General features: G+C 64.6%; 14 protein-coding genes. 2 read left to right on the top strand and 12 right to left on the bottom strand.

The window, feature by feature from the left end; translation table 11 throughout:
• Positions 1 to 3 precede the first annotated feature (3 nt).
• Positions 4 to 936 carry a lipid A biosynthesis lauroyl acyltransferase gene (locus AC0L3S_RS05020; RefSeq protein ID WP_473278298.1) on the top strand — a complete coding sequence of 311 codons (933 nt, stop codon included), beginning with the start codon at positions 4 to 6 and terminating at the stop codon, positions 934 to 936.
• A gap of 144 nt (positions 937 to 1080) precedes the next feature.
• Here AC0L3S_RS05020 and AC0L3S_RS05015 read toward each other — a convergent pair whose 3' ends face one another.
• The 11 genes from AC0L3S_RS05015 to AC0L3S_RS04965 all read right to left on the bottom strand — a co-directional run bounded on the left by AC0L3S_RS05015 (position 1081) and on the right by AC0L3S_RS04965 (position 14676).
• Complete coding sequence (locus AC0L3S_RS05015) at positions 1081 to 2187, bottom strand: polyamine ABC transporter substrate-binding protein (RefSeq protein ID WP_473278297.1); 1107 nt, start codon at positions 2185 to 2187, stop codon at positions 1081 to 1083.
• Positions 2188 to 2191: 4 nt separating this feature from the next.
• A complete protein-coding gene (locus AC0L3S_RS05010; protein ID WP_473257695.1) occupies positions 2192 to 3370 on the bottom strand; it encodes an aminotransferase in 1179 nt (392 codons plus the stop codon).
• 8 nt (positions 3371 to 3378) lie between these two features.
• A complete protein-coding gene (locus AC0L3S_RS05005) occupies positions 3379 to 3705 on the bottom strand; it encodes a rhodanese-like domain-containing protein (RefSeq protein ID WP_473257697.1) in 327 nt (108 codons plus the stop codon).
• A gap of 171 nt (positions 3706 to 3876) precedes the next feature.
• Positions 3877 to 5805, bottom strand: coding sequence for a potassium transporter Kup (locus AC0L3S_RS05000; protein ID WP_473278296.1), 1929 nt, complete (start codon positions 5803 to 5805; stop codon positions 3877 to 3879).
• A 140-nt stretch (positions 5806 to 5945) separates the two neighbouring features.
• On the bottom strand, positions 5946 to 7844 hold the full coding sequence (locus AC0L3S_RS04995; protein ID WP_007608836.1) for a potassium transporter Kup: 1899 nt from the start codon (positions 7842 to 7844) through the stop codon (positions 5946 to 5948).
• A 273-nt stretch (positions 7845 to 8117) separates the two neighbouring features.
• A complete protein-coding gene (locus AC0L3S_RS04990) occupies positions 8118 to 8948 on the bottom strand; it encodes an OmpA/MotB family protein (RefSeq protein ID WP_007592497.1) in 831 nt (276 codons plus the stop codon).
• A gap of 23 nt (positions 8949 to 8971) precedes the next feature.
• A complete protein-coding gene (locus AC0L3S_RS04985; protein WP_007592499.1) occupies positions 8972 to 9745 on the bottom strand; it encodes a motility protein A in 774 nt (257 codons plus the stop codon).
• Positions 9746 to 10099: 354 nt separating this feature from the next.
• Positions 10100 to 10819 (bottom strand): RraA family protein, encoded by a 720-nt coding sequence (locus tag AC0L3S_RS04980; RefSeq protein ID WP_473257703.1) that lies wholly within the window; start codon positions 10817 to 10819, stop codon positions 10100 to 10102.
• Between the two features lie 151 nt (positions 10820 to 10970).
• Positions 10971 to 11852, bottom strand: coding sequence for a CDP-alcohol phosphatidyltransferase family protein (locus tag AC0L3S_RS04975; RefSeq protein WP_473257705.1), 882 nt, complete (start codon positions 11850 to 11852; stop codon positions 10971 to 10973).
• A gap of 86 nt (positions 11853 to 11938) precedes the next feature.
• Positions 11939 to 12643, bottom strand: a complete 705-nt coding sequence (locus tag AC0L3S_RS04970; protein WP_473278372.1) for a phosphatidylserine decarboxylase — start codon at positions 12641 to 12643, stop codon at positions 11939 to 11941.
• A gap of 77 nt (positions 12644 to 12720) precedes the next feature.
• Positions 12721 to 14676 (bottom strand): ABCB family ABC transporter ATP-binding protein/permease, encoded by a 1956-nt coding sequence (locus AC0L3S_RS04965; protein ID WP_473278295.1) that lies wholly within the window; start codon positions 14674 to 14676, stop codon positions 12721 to 12723.
• Positions 14677 to 14878: 202 nt separating this feature from the next.
• Between AC0L3S_RS04965 and AC0L3S_RS04960 the strand changes: the two genes are divergently transcribed.
• Positions 14879 to 15484, top strand: a complete 606-nt coding sequence (locus AC0L3S_RS04960; protein ID WP_018459347.1) for an LOG family protein — start codon at positions 14879 to 14881, stop codon at positions 15482 to 15484.
• Here the strand turns inward: AC0L3S_RS04960 and AC0L3S_RS04955 are convergent.
• Complete coding sequence (locus AC0L3S_RS04955; RefSeq protein ID WP_473278294.1) at positions 15481 to 15858, bottom strand: VOC family protein; 378 nt, start codon at positions 15856 to 15858, stop codon at positions 15481 to 15483. The two genes, AC0L3S_RS04960 and AC0L3S_RS04955, sit on opposite strands and share 4 nt — an antisense overlap.
• Positions 15859 to 15982 lie beyond the last annotated feature (124 nt).

The following is a 15982-nucleotide window of genomic DNA, read 5'->3' as shown; positions in this document are numbered from 1 at the left end:
CGCATGGCGCTGCTTCCTGCGAGGACGAAGGCCCGCGCGCGGGAGACGGCCAAGTCGATTGGTGGAGGCCTGATCGGCGCTGCCACCGTCGGCATGTTGCGCACCACGCGTTATTTCGATCCGGCCAAGACCTCGGACTTTTTCGCACGCGTCACCAGGCTGATCGGGCCCCGCCTTCGCGAGCACCGCATCGGCCGCGCCAACCTCGCCGCTGCGTTTCCGGACAAGTCGCCCGAAGAAATCGAATCCATCCTGATGGGCGTCTGGGACAATCTCGGTCGCGTCGGCGCCGAATTCGCCCATATGGATCACGTCTGGGATTACGACCGCGATCATCCGGAAAACAGTCGGATCGAACTGCCCAGCCGCAGCATCGAGCTGTTCGACTGCATCCGTGACGACGGCAAGCCGGCGCTGATCTTCGCCGCGCATCTGGCCAATTGGGAATTGCCGGCGCTCGCCGCCGTCGCACACGGGCTCGACGCGGCGATCCTCTACCGGCGCCCGAATATTGCGTCTGCCGACCGCATCATCCAGGAGATGCGCCAGGTCAACATGGGCACGCTGATCCCGGCGGGGCGCGACGCGCCGCTGCGGCTCGCGCAGGCGCTCAAGGACGGCAAGCACGTCGCCATGCTGATCGACCAGTATCTGACCGGCGGGGTCGAGGTCACCTTCTTCGGCCGCAAGACCCGCGCCAATCCGATGCTGGCGCGCCTGTTGCGCCAGGTCGAATGCCCAATCCACGGCGTCCGCGTCATCCGCCTGCCCGGCGGCCGCTTCACCGCCGAGATCACCGAAGAGGTCCAGCCGGTGCGCGACGCCGACGGCAAGATCGACATCCAGGGCACCACGCAGGCGATCACGAGCGTGGTGGAAGGCTGGGTCCGCGAGCATCCGGAGCAGTGGTTGTGGCTGCACCGCAGGTGGCGGTAGCGGTCGCGGGCGCAACTCTTCCCGTCATGGCCGGGCCTGTTCCGGCCATCCACGCATCGCCACACAGCAGGAAAGACGTGGATGCCCGGGACAAGCCCGGGCACGACGACTGAGCAAGGTGTGCGTCCGCTTCCTGTCAGCGTCTTACCGCCCCGTCTTCACCCTGGTCCAGAGCCTATTGATGACCCGCTGGGTCGCCGGCTCGCGCGCCGTGATGACGAACAGGTTTGCGAGCGTTGCCTCGTCCGGATAGATATTCTTGTCGTTCAGGATCTTCGGATCGACCAGCTTCTGGCTGGCGAAATTGCCGTTGGCGTAGGACAGGAAGTCCGTATTCCTGGCGGCCACGTCCGGACGGTAGAGATAGTTGATCAGCTCGTAGGCTTCCCTAACGTTCCTGGCGTCCGCGGGGATTGCGAGATTGTCGAAGAACATCTGCGCGCCCTCCTTCGGGATGGCGAAGCCGATCTCGATGCCGCTTTTGGCTTCGGAAGCGCGGGCGCGGGCCTGCATGATGTCGCCGGACCAGCCGACCACGAAGCAGATCTCGCCGGTCGCGAGCGCGCTTAGATATTCGGACGAATGAAACTTGCGCACGGAGGGCCGCACCTTGGCGACGACGTCGGCGGCCTTCTCGAGGTCGGCCTGCTTGGTCGAGTTCGGATCGAGCCCGAGATAATTCAACGCCGCCGGAAAGATGTCGTCGGCGGAATCCAGCATGTGGACGCCGCAGTCCTTGAATTTCGCGAGGTTCTCCGGCTTGAACACGATGTCCCAGCTCTCGATCTTCGCATCTGCTCCGAGAATCTGCTTCAGCTTGGCGACGTTGTAGCCGATGCCCGTCGTGCCCCACATGTAATTGGCGGCGTAGACATTGCCGGGGTCGTAGATCGCGAGACGTTCGGTCACCACCGGCCAGGCATTGGCCAGGTTCGGCAGCTTCGACTTGTCGAGCTTCTGGAAGATGTTGGCCTTGATCTGGCGCTGGAGGAAATAGGCGGTGGGCACCACGACGTCATAGCCGGACTTGCCGGCCATCAGGCGCGTCTCTAGCGTCTCGTTGGCGTCAAAGGTGTCGTAGACCACCTTGATGCCGGTCTCCCTGGTGAAGGCCTCGAGGACGTCGGGCGCCACGTAGTTCGACCAATTGTAGAAGTTGACGACCCGCTCCTCGGCCCCGGCGGGGGCGGAGAGCAACGTCAGCGCGGCGGCGATCGCGAGGCCAAAACCAAAGCGGCTGACGTTGATCATCTCCCTACCTCTTGCGCCCGCGCACCGCGTCCGACAGCCGCTCCAGCGCGGTGTCGAGCGTCTCGTCCTTCTTGGCAAAGCAGAAGCGCACCACCGAGGTCACCGGGTCCTGCTCGTAGAAGGCCGACACCGGAATTGCCGCGACCTTGTAGTCCTTCACGATCCGCCAGCAGAATTCGGTGTCGCTCTCGTTCAGCCCGAGCGGGGACAGGTCGACGGTGAGGAAGTAGGTGCCCTGTGACTTCAGCACCGGGAAGCCGAGGCTCTCCAGCCCCTTGGCGAGGCGGTCCCTGCTCCGCGCCAGGTCCTTGCGCATCGACAGGAAGTAATCGTCGGGCTTGCCGAGGCCATACGCGACGGCGGCCTGGAGGTTCGGCGCGGTGGTGAAGGTCAGGAACTGGTGCACCTTGGCGGCAACGCGCAGCAACGGCGGCGCGGCGCAGACGAAGCCGATCTTCCAGCCGGTCAACGAGAAGATCTTGCCGGCAGAGCCGACCTTGATCGTGCGGTCCCGCATGCCGGGGATGGTGATCAGCGGGATGTGCTTGTGCTCGTCGAAAGTGACGTGCTCCCAGACCTCGTCGCAGATCGCGATGACGTCGAACTCCTGGCAGTAGCGCGCCAGCAGCTCGAGGTCCTCGCGCGGAAACACCACCGCAGACGGATTCAGGGGATTGTTGAAGAGCACCGCCTTGGTCTTTGAATTGAAGACGCTTTTCAGCATGTCCTCATTCAGCCGCCAGTGCGGCGGCTCGAGCCGGACCAGGCGCGGAATGCCGCCGGCCTGCCGGATGATCGGCAGATAGGAATCGTAAACCGGCTGGAAGCACACCACCTCGTCGCCGGGCTGGACAACGGCGAGGATGGCCGAGGTCAGGGCCTCGGTGCCGCCGGAGGTCACCATCACCTCGCTCATCGGATCGAGCTCGAGGCCATGCCAGTGGCCGTAATGGGTCGCGATCGCTTGGCGTAGTTCCGGCAGGCCCATCATTGACGGGTACTGATTGTAGCCGTTCAGTGAGGCCTCGGCCGCAGCGCGGCGGATGTCCTCAGGCCCGGGATCGTCGGGAAAGCCCTGCCCGAGATTGATGGCGGCATTGTCGCGCGCGGCCTGCGACATTGCCTCGAAGATGGTGACGGGAAGGTCCGCGAAGACCTTGTTGAGGGACGAGCTCTTGGACATCGGCGGGGTCAGCCGCCGACCTTGCTGGGAAGACCCGCCGCCTTCCAGCCGAGCATGCCGCCCGCCAGATGCTTGTCGTAAGGCAGGCCCACGGCCTGCGCCGCCAGCGAGGCCGTCACCGAACGCTTGCCCGAGCGGCAGGCGAACACGACCTCCTTACCCTCGGGATCGGGGATCGCTTTGGGATCGAAGGTCGAGAGCGGCACGACCACACCGTAGGGATAGGCCTCGGCCTCGACCTCGTTCGGCTCGCGCACGTCGACGAGGAGATAGCGCCCTTCCGCGACACCCTTGGAGACCTCGTCCGGGGTCAGATCCTGTACTTGATTTGCCACATCATCCTCCAACGTCGCGGGCCGCTGCCGGGGCGATCCCGGCGGGCGGCAACCTCGCCTCTCGGCCGGTGAAAATCAAGCGCTACAAAGGCTTGAGCTGCCTTGCGCAAGTTAAAGCTAAATCGCAGCGACTTGAAGCGCGACCTTCAGATGGAGGATCAGATCGTCACTTCAGATGGTGACCTGGGTGCCGACCTCGACGACGCGGCCGGAGGGGATCTGGAAATAGTCGGTGGCGTCGTTGGCGGAACGGCTGAGCGAGATGAACAGCCGGTCCTGCCAGCGTGGCATGCCGGAATGGGCGGCCGGTTTCAGCGCCCTCCGCGACAGGAAGAACGAGGTGGACATGATGTCGAACTGCCAGCCGAGCTTGCGGGCGATCGCCAGTGCCTTCGGCACGTTGGGCGATTCCATGAAGCCGAACTTCAGCGTCACCTTGGAGAAGGTCGGCGAGATCTGCTCCAGCTTCACCCGCTCGGCCGGATCGATGCGCGGGGTCTGTGCGGTCTCGATGGTCAGAATGACGTTCTTCTCGTGCAGCACCTTGTAGTGCTTCAGACTATGCATCAGCGCGGTCGGCGCGCTGAGGGGGTCGCTGGTCAGGAACACAGCGGTGCCGGGCACGCGTTGCGGCGGCCGCTTCTCCAGCATCGCCACGAGGTCGGCAAGCGGGAATTCGAGCTTGCGCGACTTCTCGAAGAGCAGCCGGCTGCCGCGCCGCCACGTGTACATCAGGATGATCATGAGCGCGCCGAGTGCCAGCGGCACCCAACCGCCCTCGAACACCTTGAGCAGATTGGCGGCGAGGAAGGTGAGGTCGAGGAACAGGAACGGCGCGATCAGGGCGGCAGCCGTGAACGGCGACCACCGCCAGACCTTCCAGATCACCACGAAGCCCATCAACGCCGTGACCACCATGGTCCCGGTAACGGAGATGCCGTAGGCCGAGGCCAGCGCGCTGGAGGAGCGGAACAAAAGCACCAGCAGGACCACCGCGACCAGCAGGAGCTGGTTGATGCGCGGGATGAAGATCTGGCCCGAATGGGCTTCAGACGTATGGCGAATTTCAAAGCGCGGCAACAGGCCGAGCTGGATCGCCTGACGCGTCAGCGAATAGGCACCGGTGATGACCGCCTGGCTCGCGATAACCGTTGCGGCGGTCGCCAGCACGACCATGCAGCCGCGGAAAAAACCTTGCGGAAAGAGCTGGAAGAACGGGCTCACGATCGCGCCGGGGTCGCCGAGCACGAGGGCACCCTGCCCCAGATAGTTCAATGCCAGCGACGGCACCACGATGAACAGCCAGGCGGTCTGGATCGGCCGCTTGCCGAAATGGCCGAGGTCGGCATAGAGCGCCTCGGCACCGGTGACCGCCAGGAACACAGCGCCGAGCGTCACGAAGCCGATGATGCCGTGGTGGATCATGAAGGACACGGCGTAGAGCGGATTCAGCGCGAACAGCACCTGCGGCTGCTGGATGATCGGATGGATCGCCGCGATCGCGATCACCGCGAACCAGACGCACATGATCGGGCCGAAGAAGGCGGCGACGCGCGCGGTGCCGCGGGACTGCACGGCAAACAGACCGACCAGGATGATCACGGTCAGCGGTACGATGTAGGGCTCGAAGTGCAGCGTGATGTCCTTCATGCCTTCGATCGCCGACAGCACCGAGAGCGCCGGCGTGATCACGGCGTCGCCGTAGAACAGGGCGCCGGAAATGATGCCGAGCATGACGATGGTTGTTCCGCGGGTGCCGACTGCGCGCTGGGCCAGCGCCATCAGCGCCAGCGTGCCGCCCTCGCCGTTGTTGTCCGCGCGGAGCAGGATCACGACGTATTTGAGCGTCACCACGACGATGAGCGCCCACAGGATCAGGGAGAGCACGCCGAGCACCGCCGCCGGCGTCGGCAACCCCTCCGCGCCAGAAGCCGCCATCACCGCCTCGCGGAACGCGTAGAGCGGACTGGTGCCGATGTCACCGTAGACGACGCCAATGCTGCCGAGCGTCAGCGCACCGAAGCCGGCGGTGGTGTGGGCATCGCCATGCCCATTGGCCGCCGCCGTTTCCGGGGCGGAAATCGCTACGTCACTTGTCATGGGAGAGCCTGATGGCCTCTAAAAATGCTTCGCTGCACAACGGCGAGGAGCGCGCGGCTTATAGGCCTGCGCTGCCGGCATAGCCTAGCCCGATTTCGGGCCTTAGACATGCAATTTTGCATGCCTCTGCCGATCGCCGTTTAGATGGTGACTTGGGTTCCGACTTCAACCACGCGTCCGGTGGGAATCTGGAAATAGTCGGTAGCGTCGTTGGCGGACCGGCTCAGCGCGATGAACAAATGGTCCTGCCAAAGCGGCATGCCGGACTGCGCCGACGCCTTCAGCGAACGCCGCGACACGAAGAACGAGGTCGACATGATGTCGAACTGCCAGCCCTGCTTGCGCGCGATCGCGAGCGCCTTGGGCACGTTCGGCTGCTCCATGTAGCCGAAGCGCAGGCGGACCTTGAAGAACTTGTCGCTGATCTTCTCCATCCGGAAACGCTCCGACAGGTCGACCCGCGGCGTGTGCGCGGTCTCGATGGTCAGGACCACGTTGTGCTCGTGCAGCACCTTATTGTGCTTGAGATTGTGCAGTAGCGCGGTCGGCACGAAGGAGGGATCGCTGGTCAGGAACACCGCGGTGCCCTTGACGATGTGCGGCGGCCGCTTCTCCAGGCTCCGGATCAGATCGTCCAGCGGCACCTCGATACGTCGCGTTTTCTGGATCAGGATCCCGGACCCTCGCCGCCAGGTCCAGATTGTCCCGGCCATGATCACGCCGAACAGCAGCGGCACCCAGGCGCCTTCCAGCAGCTTCAGAAGGTTCGCGCTGAAGAAGCTGATGTCGACCACGACGAAGGGCAGGATCACGGCTGCGGCCGTCGCGGCGCGCCAGTTCCACAATTTCCAGATCACGATGAAGCCCATGATGCCGTCGGCAACCATGGTGGTGGAAACCGCAATGCCGTAGGCCGAAGCCAGATTGCTGGGGGTGTGGAACAACAGCACCAGCAGCATCACACCGATCAGGAGCAGCCGGTTGACACGCGGCAGATAGATCTGGCCGGCATGAGTTTCCGAGGTGAAGCGCACCTCGAAGCGCGGCAGGAGACCGAGCTGCACAGCCTGATAGACCAGAGAATAGGCCCCTGTGATCACCGCCTGGCTCGCGATCACGGTCGCGGCGGTCGCAAGCCCGACCAGTGGCAGCACGAAATGCTCGGGCACCATGCGATAGAAAGAGTGCTCGATCGCGCTGGGATCTGACAGCACCAGCGCGCCCTGCCCGAAATAGTTGATCAGGAGCGAGGGCAGCACGAAGAACATCCAGGCCGACTGGATCGGCTTGCGGCCGAAATGGCCCAGATCTGCGTAGAGCGCCTCACCGCCGGTCACCGCGAGGAACACCGCGCCCAGCGTCACCAGGCCGATGGTGCCGTGCGACAGCAGGAATTGCAGCGCGTAATAGGGATTGATCGCTGCCAGCACCGACGGATCGTCGGCGATGTGAATGGCGCCCAGCACGGCAAGAACGGTGAACCAGACGACCATCACCGGCCCGAAGGCCGAGGCGACCAGCGCCGTCCCCTTGCTCTGGACCGCGAACAGCAGCGCCAGGATGAGAACGGTCAGGGGAACGACATAGTGCTCGAAGGCGGGGGTCGCGAGCTTCAGACCCTCGACCGCCGACAGCACCGAGATCGCCGGCGTGATCATGGAATCGCCGATGAACATGGAGGCGCCGACGACGCCGAGCGCCATCAGGAACCAGCTCCGCCGCCCGAGCGCGCGCTGGCCGAGCGCCATGAGGGAAAGCGTGCCGCCCTCCCCGTTGTTGTCGGCGCGCAGCAGCAGCAGCACGTATTTGGCGGTGACGACGATCAGCAGCGCCCAGAGGATCAGCGAGAGCACGCCGAGCACCATGACCCGCGAGACCGGCTGGCCATGGGCCGCGCCCCTGACCGCCTCGTGGAATGCGTAGAGCGGCGACGTGCCGATGTCGCCGAAGACAACGCCGATGCTCCCGAGCGTCAGGCCCCAGAAACCCGAGGTGACCGGCCCGTCCGGAGCTTCGGTCGATGTGATGCTCGCCGTCATATGAAACTGGAACGCTTCTGCCCGAGAATTGATCCGGCGCCTTTTGACGGTTCCGGCGCGCCTGTCAATTGGCACATCACCATAGCAGGCGCCGGGGCGGATGCTGTGACGGCGCAGCAACGGTCGTTGCCCACGCGACGACATGCCTCAGGTGAGATGGTGGTACAAGAGCCCTGAGCCTTTCCGTTCCCTAATGAAGGGGAATTGGCTCAATATCCTTGTTTTGTCGCGCTTTCTCCGCGCGAAACAGGGTCCGCTTCCCTCCAATGCGCCCTACGGCTTCAGATTCGGCGGCAGCGGCGGATCTTCGCGCATCAGGGTGATGGTCACCCGCCGGTTGGCCGCGAGCGAGGGATCGTCCGGAAACAGCGGCTGGGTATCCGCCTTGCCGGCGACGGCAAAGACATGGGCGGCCGGCAGGCCCTCGCGTTCGAGAATCTGACGCACGGCATTGGCGCGGTCGGCCGACAGGTCGAAGGCGCCGTAGTCGCTGCGGGTCGGCACGAACCCAGCCGCGGTGTGGCCGGCGATGGAGACGCGCAGCGGCGTCGCCTTGAGCGGGACAGCGAGCTTCTCGATCAGGCGCCGGGTGCGGTCATAGGGCACTTTGGAGCCGTCGGCGAACATCGAGCGGCCGTCCTGGTCCACGATCTCGAGGTTGAGGCCCTGCTTGGTCTCCTCAAACATGATGTGCTTGGACATCTCGGTCAGTTCCGGCATGTCCTGCAGCGCCTGGCGCAGCGACGCCGCCGCCAGTGCAAAATTGCGGTCGACCTTGATCTTCGCGCCCGACGTGCGGTCACGATCCTCCTGGTCCGGCGTCGGCGTGTTGGAGGAATCCTCCGGCTGAATGTGATCGACGTTCTTCAGCCGTGGGCGGGTCGGCAGGCCGTCAGACTCGACAATGCCGGAATAGCGCGCTTCGGTCTGAACACCGAAGGCGTCGCGCATGGAGCCTGCGACGACCTTCAGCTTGTTGGCATCCTGGGTCGAGAACGCGACAAGCATCACGAAGAAGCTCATCATCAGGCCCATCAGGTCGGCGAAGGTCACGAACCAGCCGTGACCGCCTCCGTGTGAATCGCCGCGCTTCTTCTTGGCCATGTCTCAAATCCCGACGCGCGGCCTCAGGCCGGCACCGGCTCGCCTTCGGCGTGGCGGTGCTTCTCGGGCAGATAGGCCAGCAGCATTTCGCGGACCAGCGTCGGGCTCTTGGAGTCGCGGATCATCAGGATGCCGTCGATGATCAATGTGCGGTTGGTCTCTTCGTCCAGGAGCTTGCCATGCAGCTTGTCGGCGATCGGGATACAGAACAGGTTGGCGACCAGCGCGCCGTAGAGAGTCGCGAGCAGCGCGGTCGCCATGAACGGGCCGAGCTTTGACGGGTCGGTCATGTTTGCGAACATCTGCACCATGCCGATCAGCGTGCCGACCATGCCGAAGGCCGGCGCGCAGTCGCCGATCGCGCGGTAGATCTTGCTGCCTTCGTCCAGATGCATCAGGAAATTGTCGCGGTCGCGCTCGAGATTGTCGCGAATGAAATCGAGGTCGTAGCCGTCGGCGACGTAGCGGATGCCTTTGGCGAGGAACGGCTCGTCGGTCTCGACCTTTTCCAAACCCACCGGCCCCTGCTTGCGGGCGATCTCGGCGATGCGGGCGAGCTCGTCGACCAGATCGTGCGCCGACAGACGGCTCATCGTGAAGGCAAACTTGGCGCCGAGCGGCAGGCCGTGGATCAGCGTCGAGAGCGGAAAGCGGATCATGGTCGCAGCGGTCGAGCCGCCGAAGATGATGATCATCGCATGCTCGGAAATGAACATGTGGAGATCGCCGCCCAGCAGCATCATCGTCGCGATGACGACAATGCCCGCCACGAGCCCGATGCTCGTCATGATATCCATGGGAGACTCCAACGCGAACGCAACAACGGCCGTCCTGGCCGATGGCGCGGCCCAACCCCGAACCGCATCGGAACCCTAGTGAGCCGCGATTAAAGACGCGTAAAGGTTAAGTCGAGCCGGCGCGCCGGGCGGCCGCAGCGCGCTGAAAGGCGCCGGCTTTTGCCGACCGCCGACACTGATTTCAACAATTTGCTAACCATACGGCGGCGCGCACCGATCACTCAAGGCCGCGCGCGCGAAGTCTTCGGATGCGCTGCCGCGGTGCTCGGTGAGCCGGATCAGGCCGCCCTATTCCTGACGGAACAGAGCAGCCTGCGAGCAGCGTCGCAGCCGTAGATCGTTCCGGTCCGGCCGTTAGTGGATCTCCGCAGAGCGCTTCAGCGCAGCCTTCAACTTCTCCAGCGAGAAGTCCGGGCTGCGGGCGATCTCGAGGATCGGCGTCTCGCGGCGGCCGCAGAGCTCGGCAGCCTCAGGCAGCTTTGCGGCAATATCGTGCGGAATCACGATGGCGCCGTGCAGATCGGCGTGGATCAAATCGTCCGACTTCACGGTCATGCCGGCGACGCGCACCTCGCCGCCAAAGCTCTCGGCATGCACCCATGCATGCGACGGGCCGATCGAGCCGGCCAGCGCCTGGAAACCCGGTGCCCATTGCGGGATGTCGCGGATCGAACCGTCGGTGATGACGCCGAGGCAGCCGAGCGCCTTGTGCACGTTGCTCTGCACCTCGCCCCAGAACGCTCCGTAGCCGACGTCGGGACCGTCGATGTCCTGGATCACCGAGATGCGCGGACCGTGGCCTGTACCGACATATTCGTAATAGTCGATGCGGCGCTTGGACTGCTCTTCCGGCGGTAGCGAATTTTTCAGCACCGAGCGGATCGCGACGGTGCGGGCATAGCCGACGATCGGCGGCAGATCGGGAAATGGGCAGACCAGCGGCTTGGTGGTGTAGCCGATCAGCCGGCGCTCGGGCGCCACGATCTCCATGGCATTGCAGATCGTCGGCGTGTCGTAGCGGCCCAGCGCTTCGAGGACGGAAGCAGGCAGCGGCCCGGTCGCGTTATTCGTCACGGCGTTCTCTCCCAGATTGGCGGCCGCTGTTGCTCGGTGCCGCCGTCATCAGGCGATATAGCCGAGATCGGGCCTCAACCCAACTCAGGGCGCCTCATGGCAGATATCCAAGTCTCGCTGCTCGGGGTTTTGCCGCTCAGGGCCTTGCCGTTCAGTGCAGCCGGTCGGGCCGGTCATCGTCCCGCGGCGGCTCCGACAGGTTTGTCAGCGTCGGTGCCGACGGCGGCGACGAGACCTCGCCTCCCGCCGGCGCCGTGGCTTCCATCGTGCGCGCCTGGTCGCGATAGGATTTGTAGCCGAGCGGCAATGCGAGCAGATACAGCACCGTGCCGATCGACAGCACGTGCCAGGGATAGGCGATCAGCAGCGCGATGAAGACGATCACCGCGACGAACGCAGGCAGCACCAGTTCGGGCGGCACGCGCATGCGCTTGGTCTTGCCTGAGAACACCGGCAGGCGCGACACCATCAGGAAGGCGATCAGCAGCGTATACGCAGCCGTCACCGCCGCAGGCAGCCGGCCGAGATCGAGGAACGCGACATAGATCGGCAGCAGCACCGTGATCGCGCCGGCCGGCGCCGGCACGCCGGTGAAGAAATTGGCGGCGAAGGCCGGCTTGTTGGGATCGTCCATCGTGGCATTGAAGCGCGCCAGGCGGAGGCCACCGGAGATCGCAAACACCATGGCGGCGATCCAGCCGGCATTGCCGAGCTCGTGCAGCTGCCAGAAATACAGCATCAGGCCGGGCGCCACGCCGAAATTGACGAAGTCGGCGAGGCTGTCGAGCTCGGCGCCGAACTTGGACTGCCCCTTGATCATGCGCGCGATGCGGCCGTCGATGCCGTCGAGCGCCGCCGCGAATACGATGGCGTAGACAGCGAGCGACATCCGCCCTTCGATCGAGAGCCGGATCGAGGTCAGGCCGGCGCAGATCGCCAGCAGCGTGATGACGTTGGGCACCAGCATGCGCACCGGGATCGGGCGGAACCGCCGGCGGCGCACGTCAGGATCTTTGAAGTCATAGGGCGTCATGGCTCGTCCTCACCTTGGGGCGAGATATAGCAAGCCGCGTTCCCCTCCGCCATTGCGGCGGAAGACCCCTCGGGCCGACTTATTGGTTAATTGGAGCGGTAGGCGCGGCTCGGGTCGTCTCCGGCGAGATCGGCCAGAATCGTCTCGCCGGCGATCGCGGTCTGCCCTTCCGAGACCAACGCCCTGGTGCCCAGCGGCAAATAGACGTCGAGCCGCGAGCCGAAGCGGATCAGACCGAAGCGCTCACCGGCGCCGATTGCCTGCCCCTCTTTGACGAAGCAGACGATGCGCTTGGCGACGAGCCCTGCGATCTGGACCACGCCGATCCGCGCCGTCGGCGTCGTGATCGCCAGCGAGTTGCGCTCATTGTCCTCGCTCGCCTTGTCCAGCTCGGCATTGATGAAGAGGCCGGGCCGGTAGGCGATACGGTCCACCCGGCCTGCGATCGGGCTGCGGTTCACATGGCAGTTGAACACGCTCATGAACACCGAGATGCGCGGCAGCGGCCGATCGCCGAGCCCGAGTTCGGCGGGCGGCAGCGCCATGGTGATCATCGAGACGCGGCCGTCGGCTGGCGACACCACGAGCCCCTCGCGCACCGGGGTCACGCGCACCGGATCGCGGAAGAACAGCGCGCACCACACGGTCAGGATGGTGCCGATCCACCCCAACGGCGACCAAAGCCAGAACAGGATCAGGCTTGCCAGCGCAAAGCCTCCGATGAAGGGATAACCCTCCTTGTGGATCGGCGGGATCTGACGCTGGATCGAATCGAGAATGGACATCGTTATCTGCCGCTCAGGGTTGATGGCGCAGGTCGTCCCGCGCGGTGGTGTTGTTTAGGCCAGAGTTGGGACCGGAGACAAGGTCACTCCGCCGCCGCAGGCGCCGTCAGGACATCGGCAACCGGCGGCGGCTCCCGGTTGGGCGCCTCGCCGGAATCGGCCATCCTGGCCAGTTTCTCGCGCGCCGCCTCGGCCTCGCGCTGCCTGTTCCACATGCTGGCGTAAAGGCCCCCCTCCGCGAGCAGTTTTGCGTGGGTGCCGCGCTCGGCGATGCGGCCCTGGTCCAGCACGATGATCTCGTCGGCGCCGACGATGGTCGAGAGCCGATGGGCGATCACCAGCGAAGTGCGGTTCTTCGCCACGCGCTCGAGCGCGCCCTGGATCTCGTGCTCGGTGTGGGTGTCCAGCGCGGAAGTCGCCTCGTCCAGCACCAGGATCGGCGGCGCCTTCAACACGGTGCGCGCGATCGCGACTCGTTGTTTTTCGCCACCGGACAGTTTCAGGCCACGCTCGCCGACCTGGGTCTCGTAGCCTTTCGGCGCCATGCGGATGAAACGATCGATCTGCGCCAGCTGCGCCGCCTGCTCGACCTCGGCATCGCTGGCGTCCCAACGGCCGTAGCGGATGTTGTAGCGGATGGTGTCGTTGAACAGCACGGTGTCCTGCGGCACCATACCGATGGACGCGCGCAAGCTCGCCTGCGTGACTTCGCGAATATCCTGGCCGTCGATCAGGATCTTGCCGCCGGAGATGTCGTAGAGCCGAAACAAAAGCCGCGAGATGGTCGACTTGCCCGCACCTGACGGGCCGACGATCGCGACCGTCTTGCCGGCCGGCACCTCGAAGCTGATGCCCTTGAGGATCGGGCGCGCAGGCTCATAGGCAAAGCGCACGTCCTCGAAACGCACATTGCCCGCGGAGACCACCAGCGGCTTCGCGCCCGGCGCGTCCTTGATCTCGGCCTCGCGCCCCAGCACGTTGAACATCTTCTCGATGTCGATGATCGCCTGCTTGATCTCGCGATAGACCATGCCCATGAAGTTCAAGGGCTGGTAGAGCTGGATCATCATGGCGTTGACCAGCACGAAATCGCCGACCGTATTGGTGCCGTTGCGCACGCCGATCGCGCACATCAGCATGGTCGCGGTCAGCCCCAGCGTGAAAATCACGGCCTGCCCGGTGTTGAGCACGGCAAGCGAAGTGTAAGCCTGGACGCTCGACTCCTCGTAACGCGCGACCGATCGGTCGTAGCGCTGCGACTCGCGGGTCTCGGCGCTGAAATATTTGACGGTCTCGTAGTTGAGCAGCGAGTCGATCGCCTTGGTGTTCGCCTCGGTGTCGGCATCGTTCATCTTGCGGCGGATGCCGATCCGCCACTCGGTCGCGATGTAGGTGTAGTACATGTAGACCGCGACAGTGACGAGGGTCGCGAGCACATAGCGCCAATCGAACTGCCACAGCAGCACCGCCATCAGCAGCGAGACTTCGACGATGGTCGGGATCAGCTGCAGGATCACCATGCGTACGATGACCTCGATGCCCTCGCGGCCGCGCTCGAGCACGCGCGTCAGGCCGCCGGTCTTGCGCTCCAGGTGGAAACGCAGCGACAGCTCGTGCATATGGATGAAGGTGATGGTGGCGAGCTTGCGCACCGCATGCATGGCAACGCGCGCGAAAATGCCGTCGCGCCATTGCGTCAGCACTGCCATCACGATGCGCATCACGCCGTAGCTGGCGGTCAGCAGCAGCGGCGAGGCGATCACCCAGAGGTGCCAATTGTCGGCCTGGACCGGCGCGGTGTTGGCGCCGGTCAGCGCGTCGGTCGCCCATTTGAAGCTGAAAGGAACCGTCAGCGTGATCAGCTTGGCGGCGAGCAGCAACACCATCGACCAGACCACGCGCATCTTCAGGTCGAAACGGTCGCCCGGCCAGATATAGGGCCACAGGTGTGCCAGCGTGCCCATCAGCGTGGCCCGCTCCAGCGGCCCCCCGGCGGGATCAGGAACGTTGGGGCCGGCGGGCGATTGAGCTTGGTCCATCAAGAAGCCTGAAAAGCCCGTCGGATGCGGGCTGTGTTGCCATTAAGGATTTTCGTTTGTCATATAGAGCCTTACAGATGCCCATGCACCCCGCCAGATGGCGAATCTTCGATTGTTCGTCGTCGTTTACCGGTAGATTTCCGGAAGTCCCGAATCACCGATTGGGCTTGACGCCTCTTCGCTGCAATGCATCATGGCTCCAATGAGCACGATCAAAACCGTCTGTGTCTATTGCGGCTCCGGCCCAGGAACCAATCCCCGTTTCACCGAAGGCGCCAAGGCGTTCGGCAAGGCGCTCGCCGAGAACAACATCCGCCTCGTCTATGGCGGCGGCTCGCTCGGCCTGATGGGCTCGGTTGCCACCTCCGTGCTCGACCACGGCGGCACCGTCACCGGCATCATCCCCGACTTCCTGCGGATGCGCGAAAACGCGCTGACGCGCGTGCAGGAGATGATCGTCACCCCCGACATGCACGAGCGCAAGCGCTTGATGTTCGAACGCTCCGACGCCTTCGTGGCGCTCCCGGGCGGCGTCGGCACGCTGGAAGAGCTGGTCGAGCAATTGACCTGGAAGCAGCTGGGACGTCACGCCAAGCCGGTGCTGCTTGCCAACATCGACAATTTCTGGGAGCCGCTGTTCTCGCTACTGTCGCACATGCGCCAGACCGAGTTCATCCGCGCCGGGCTTTCGGTCGACATCCTCAAGGCCGATCGGATCGAAGAGATTTTGCCGAAGCTGAAATCGGCTGCGGCGCAGATCGAAGACGCGGAAAAGCAGCTCGCCCCGGAAATGGCGCGCAAGCTTTAGTCCGCAGGAAACGTCACCGCCTCGATCCGGTTGCCATCGGGGTCGACGACGAAGGCTGCGTAATAACGCACGCGATCGTGCGGGCGGATAGCCGGCGCGCCGTCGGACGCGCCGCCGGCGGACAGCGCTGCCGCGTGAAATGCATCGACCTCGGCGGTCGTCCTGGCCCGCAGGCAGATATGCACGCCGCTCTCCGGCGGCACGCGCGGCATGCCCTCGCGCAGATTGATCCAGAATTCGGGATAGGCCTTGCCAAAGCCGATCGTCCGCGGTCGCGCGACGACGCGCGTGAGCCCGAGGGCCCCGAGCGTTGTTTCGTAAAATGTCGCCGAGCGTTCGAGATCGCTGACGCCGACGGAGATGTGATCGATCATGCCTTGGTCCCTCCTCACCCCCAGCTGTCATCGCCCGGCTTGACCGGGCGATCCAGTATTCCGAGACGCCAGAGAGCTACGGAGAAGCCACGGTGTACTGGATACCCCGCTTTCGCGGGGTATG

The organism is Bradyrhizobium sp. Ken01, assembly GCF_055807355.1.
This window is presented reverse-complemented; position numbering and strand designations above follow the sequence as displayed.

What these genes read in the sequence shown, in the direction of transcription:
- AC0L3S_RS04990 (WP_007592497.1), bottom strand. Translation starts at nt 8,948, where the DNA reads ATGGCCAAGAAGAAGCGCGGCGATTCACACGGAGGCGGTCACGGCTGG.
- AC0L3S_RS04955 (WP_473278294.1), bottom strand. Translation starts at nt 15,858, where the DNA reads ATGATCGATCACATCTCCGTCGGCGTCAGCGATCTCGAACGCTCGGCG.
- AC0L3S_RS05010 (WP_473257695.1), bottom strand. Translation starts at nt 3,370, where the DNA reads ATGTCCAAGAGCTCGTCCCTCAACAAGGTCTTCGCGGACCTTCCCGTC.
- AC0L3S_RS05000 (WP_473278296.1), bottom strand. Translation starts at nt 5,805, where the DNA reads ATGACAAGTGACGTAGCGATTTCCGCCCCGGAAACGGCGGCGGCCAAT.
- AC0L3S_RS04995 (WP_007608836.1), bottom strand. Translation starts at nt 7,844, where the DNA reads ATGACGGCGAGCATCACATCGACCGAAGCTCCGGACGGGCCGGTCACC.
- AC0L3S_RS05020 (WP_473278298.1), top strand. Translation starts at nt 4, where the DNA reads ATGGCGCTGCTTCCTGCGAGGACGAAGGCCCGCGCGCGGGAGACGGCC.
- AC0L3S_RS04985 (WP_007592499.1), bottom strand. Translation starts at nt 9,745, where the DNA reads ATGGATATCATGACGAGCATCGGGCTCGTGGCGGGCATTGTCGTCATC.
- AC0L3S_RS04960 (WP_018459347.1), top strand. Translation starts at nt 14,879, where the DNA reads ATGAGCACGATCAAAACCGTCTGTGTCTATTGCGGCTCCGGCCCAGGA.
- AC0L3S_RS04975 (WP_473257705.1), bottom strand. Translation starts at nt 11,852, where the DNA reads ATGACGCCCTATGACTTCAAAGATCCTGACGTGCGCCGCCGGCGGTTC.
- AC0L3S_RS05015 (WP_473278297.1), bottom strand. Translation starts at nt 2,187, where the DNA reads ATGATCAACGTCAGCCGCTTTGGTTTTGGCCTCGCGATCGCCGCCGCG.
- AC0L3S_RS04965 (WP_473278295.1), bottom strand. Translation starts at nt 14,676, where the DNA reads ATGGACCAAGCTCAATCGCCCGCCGGCCCCAACGTTCCTGATCCCGCC.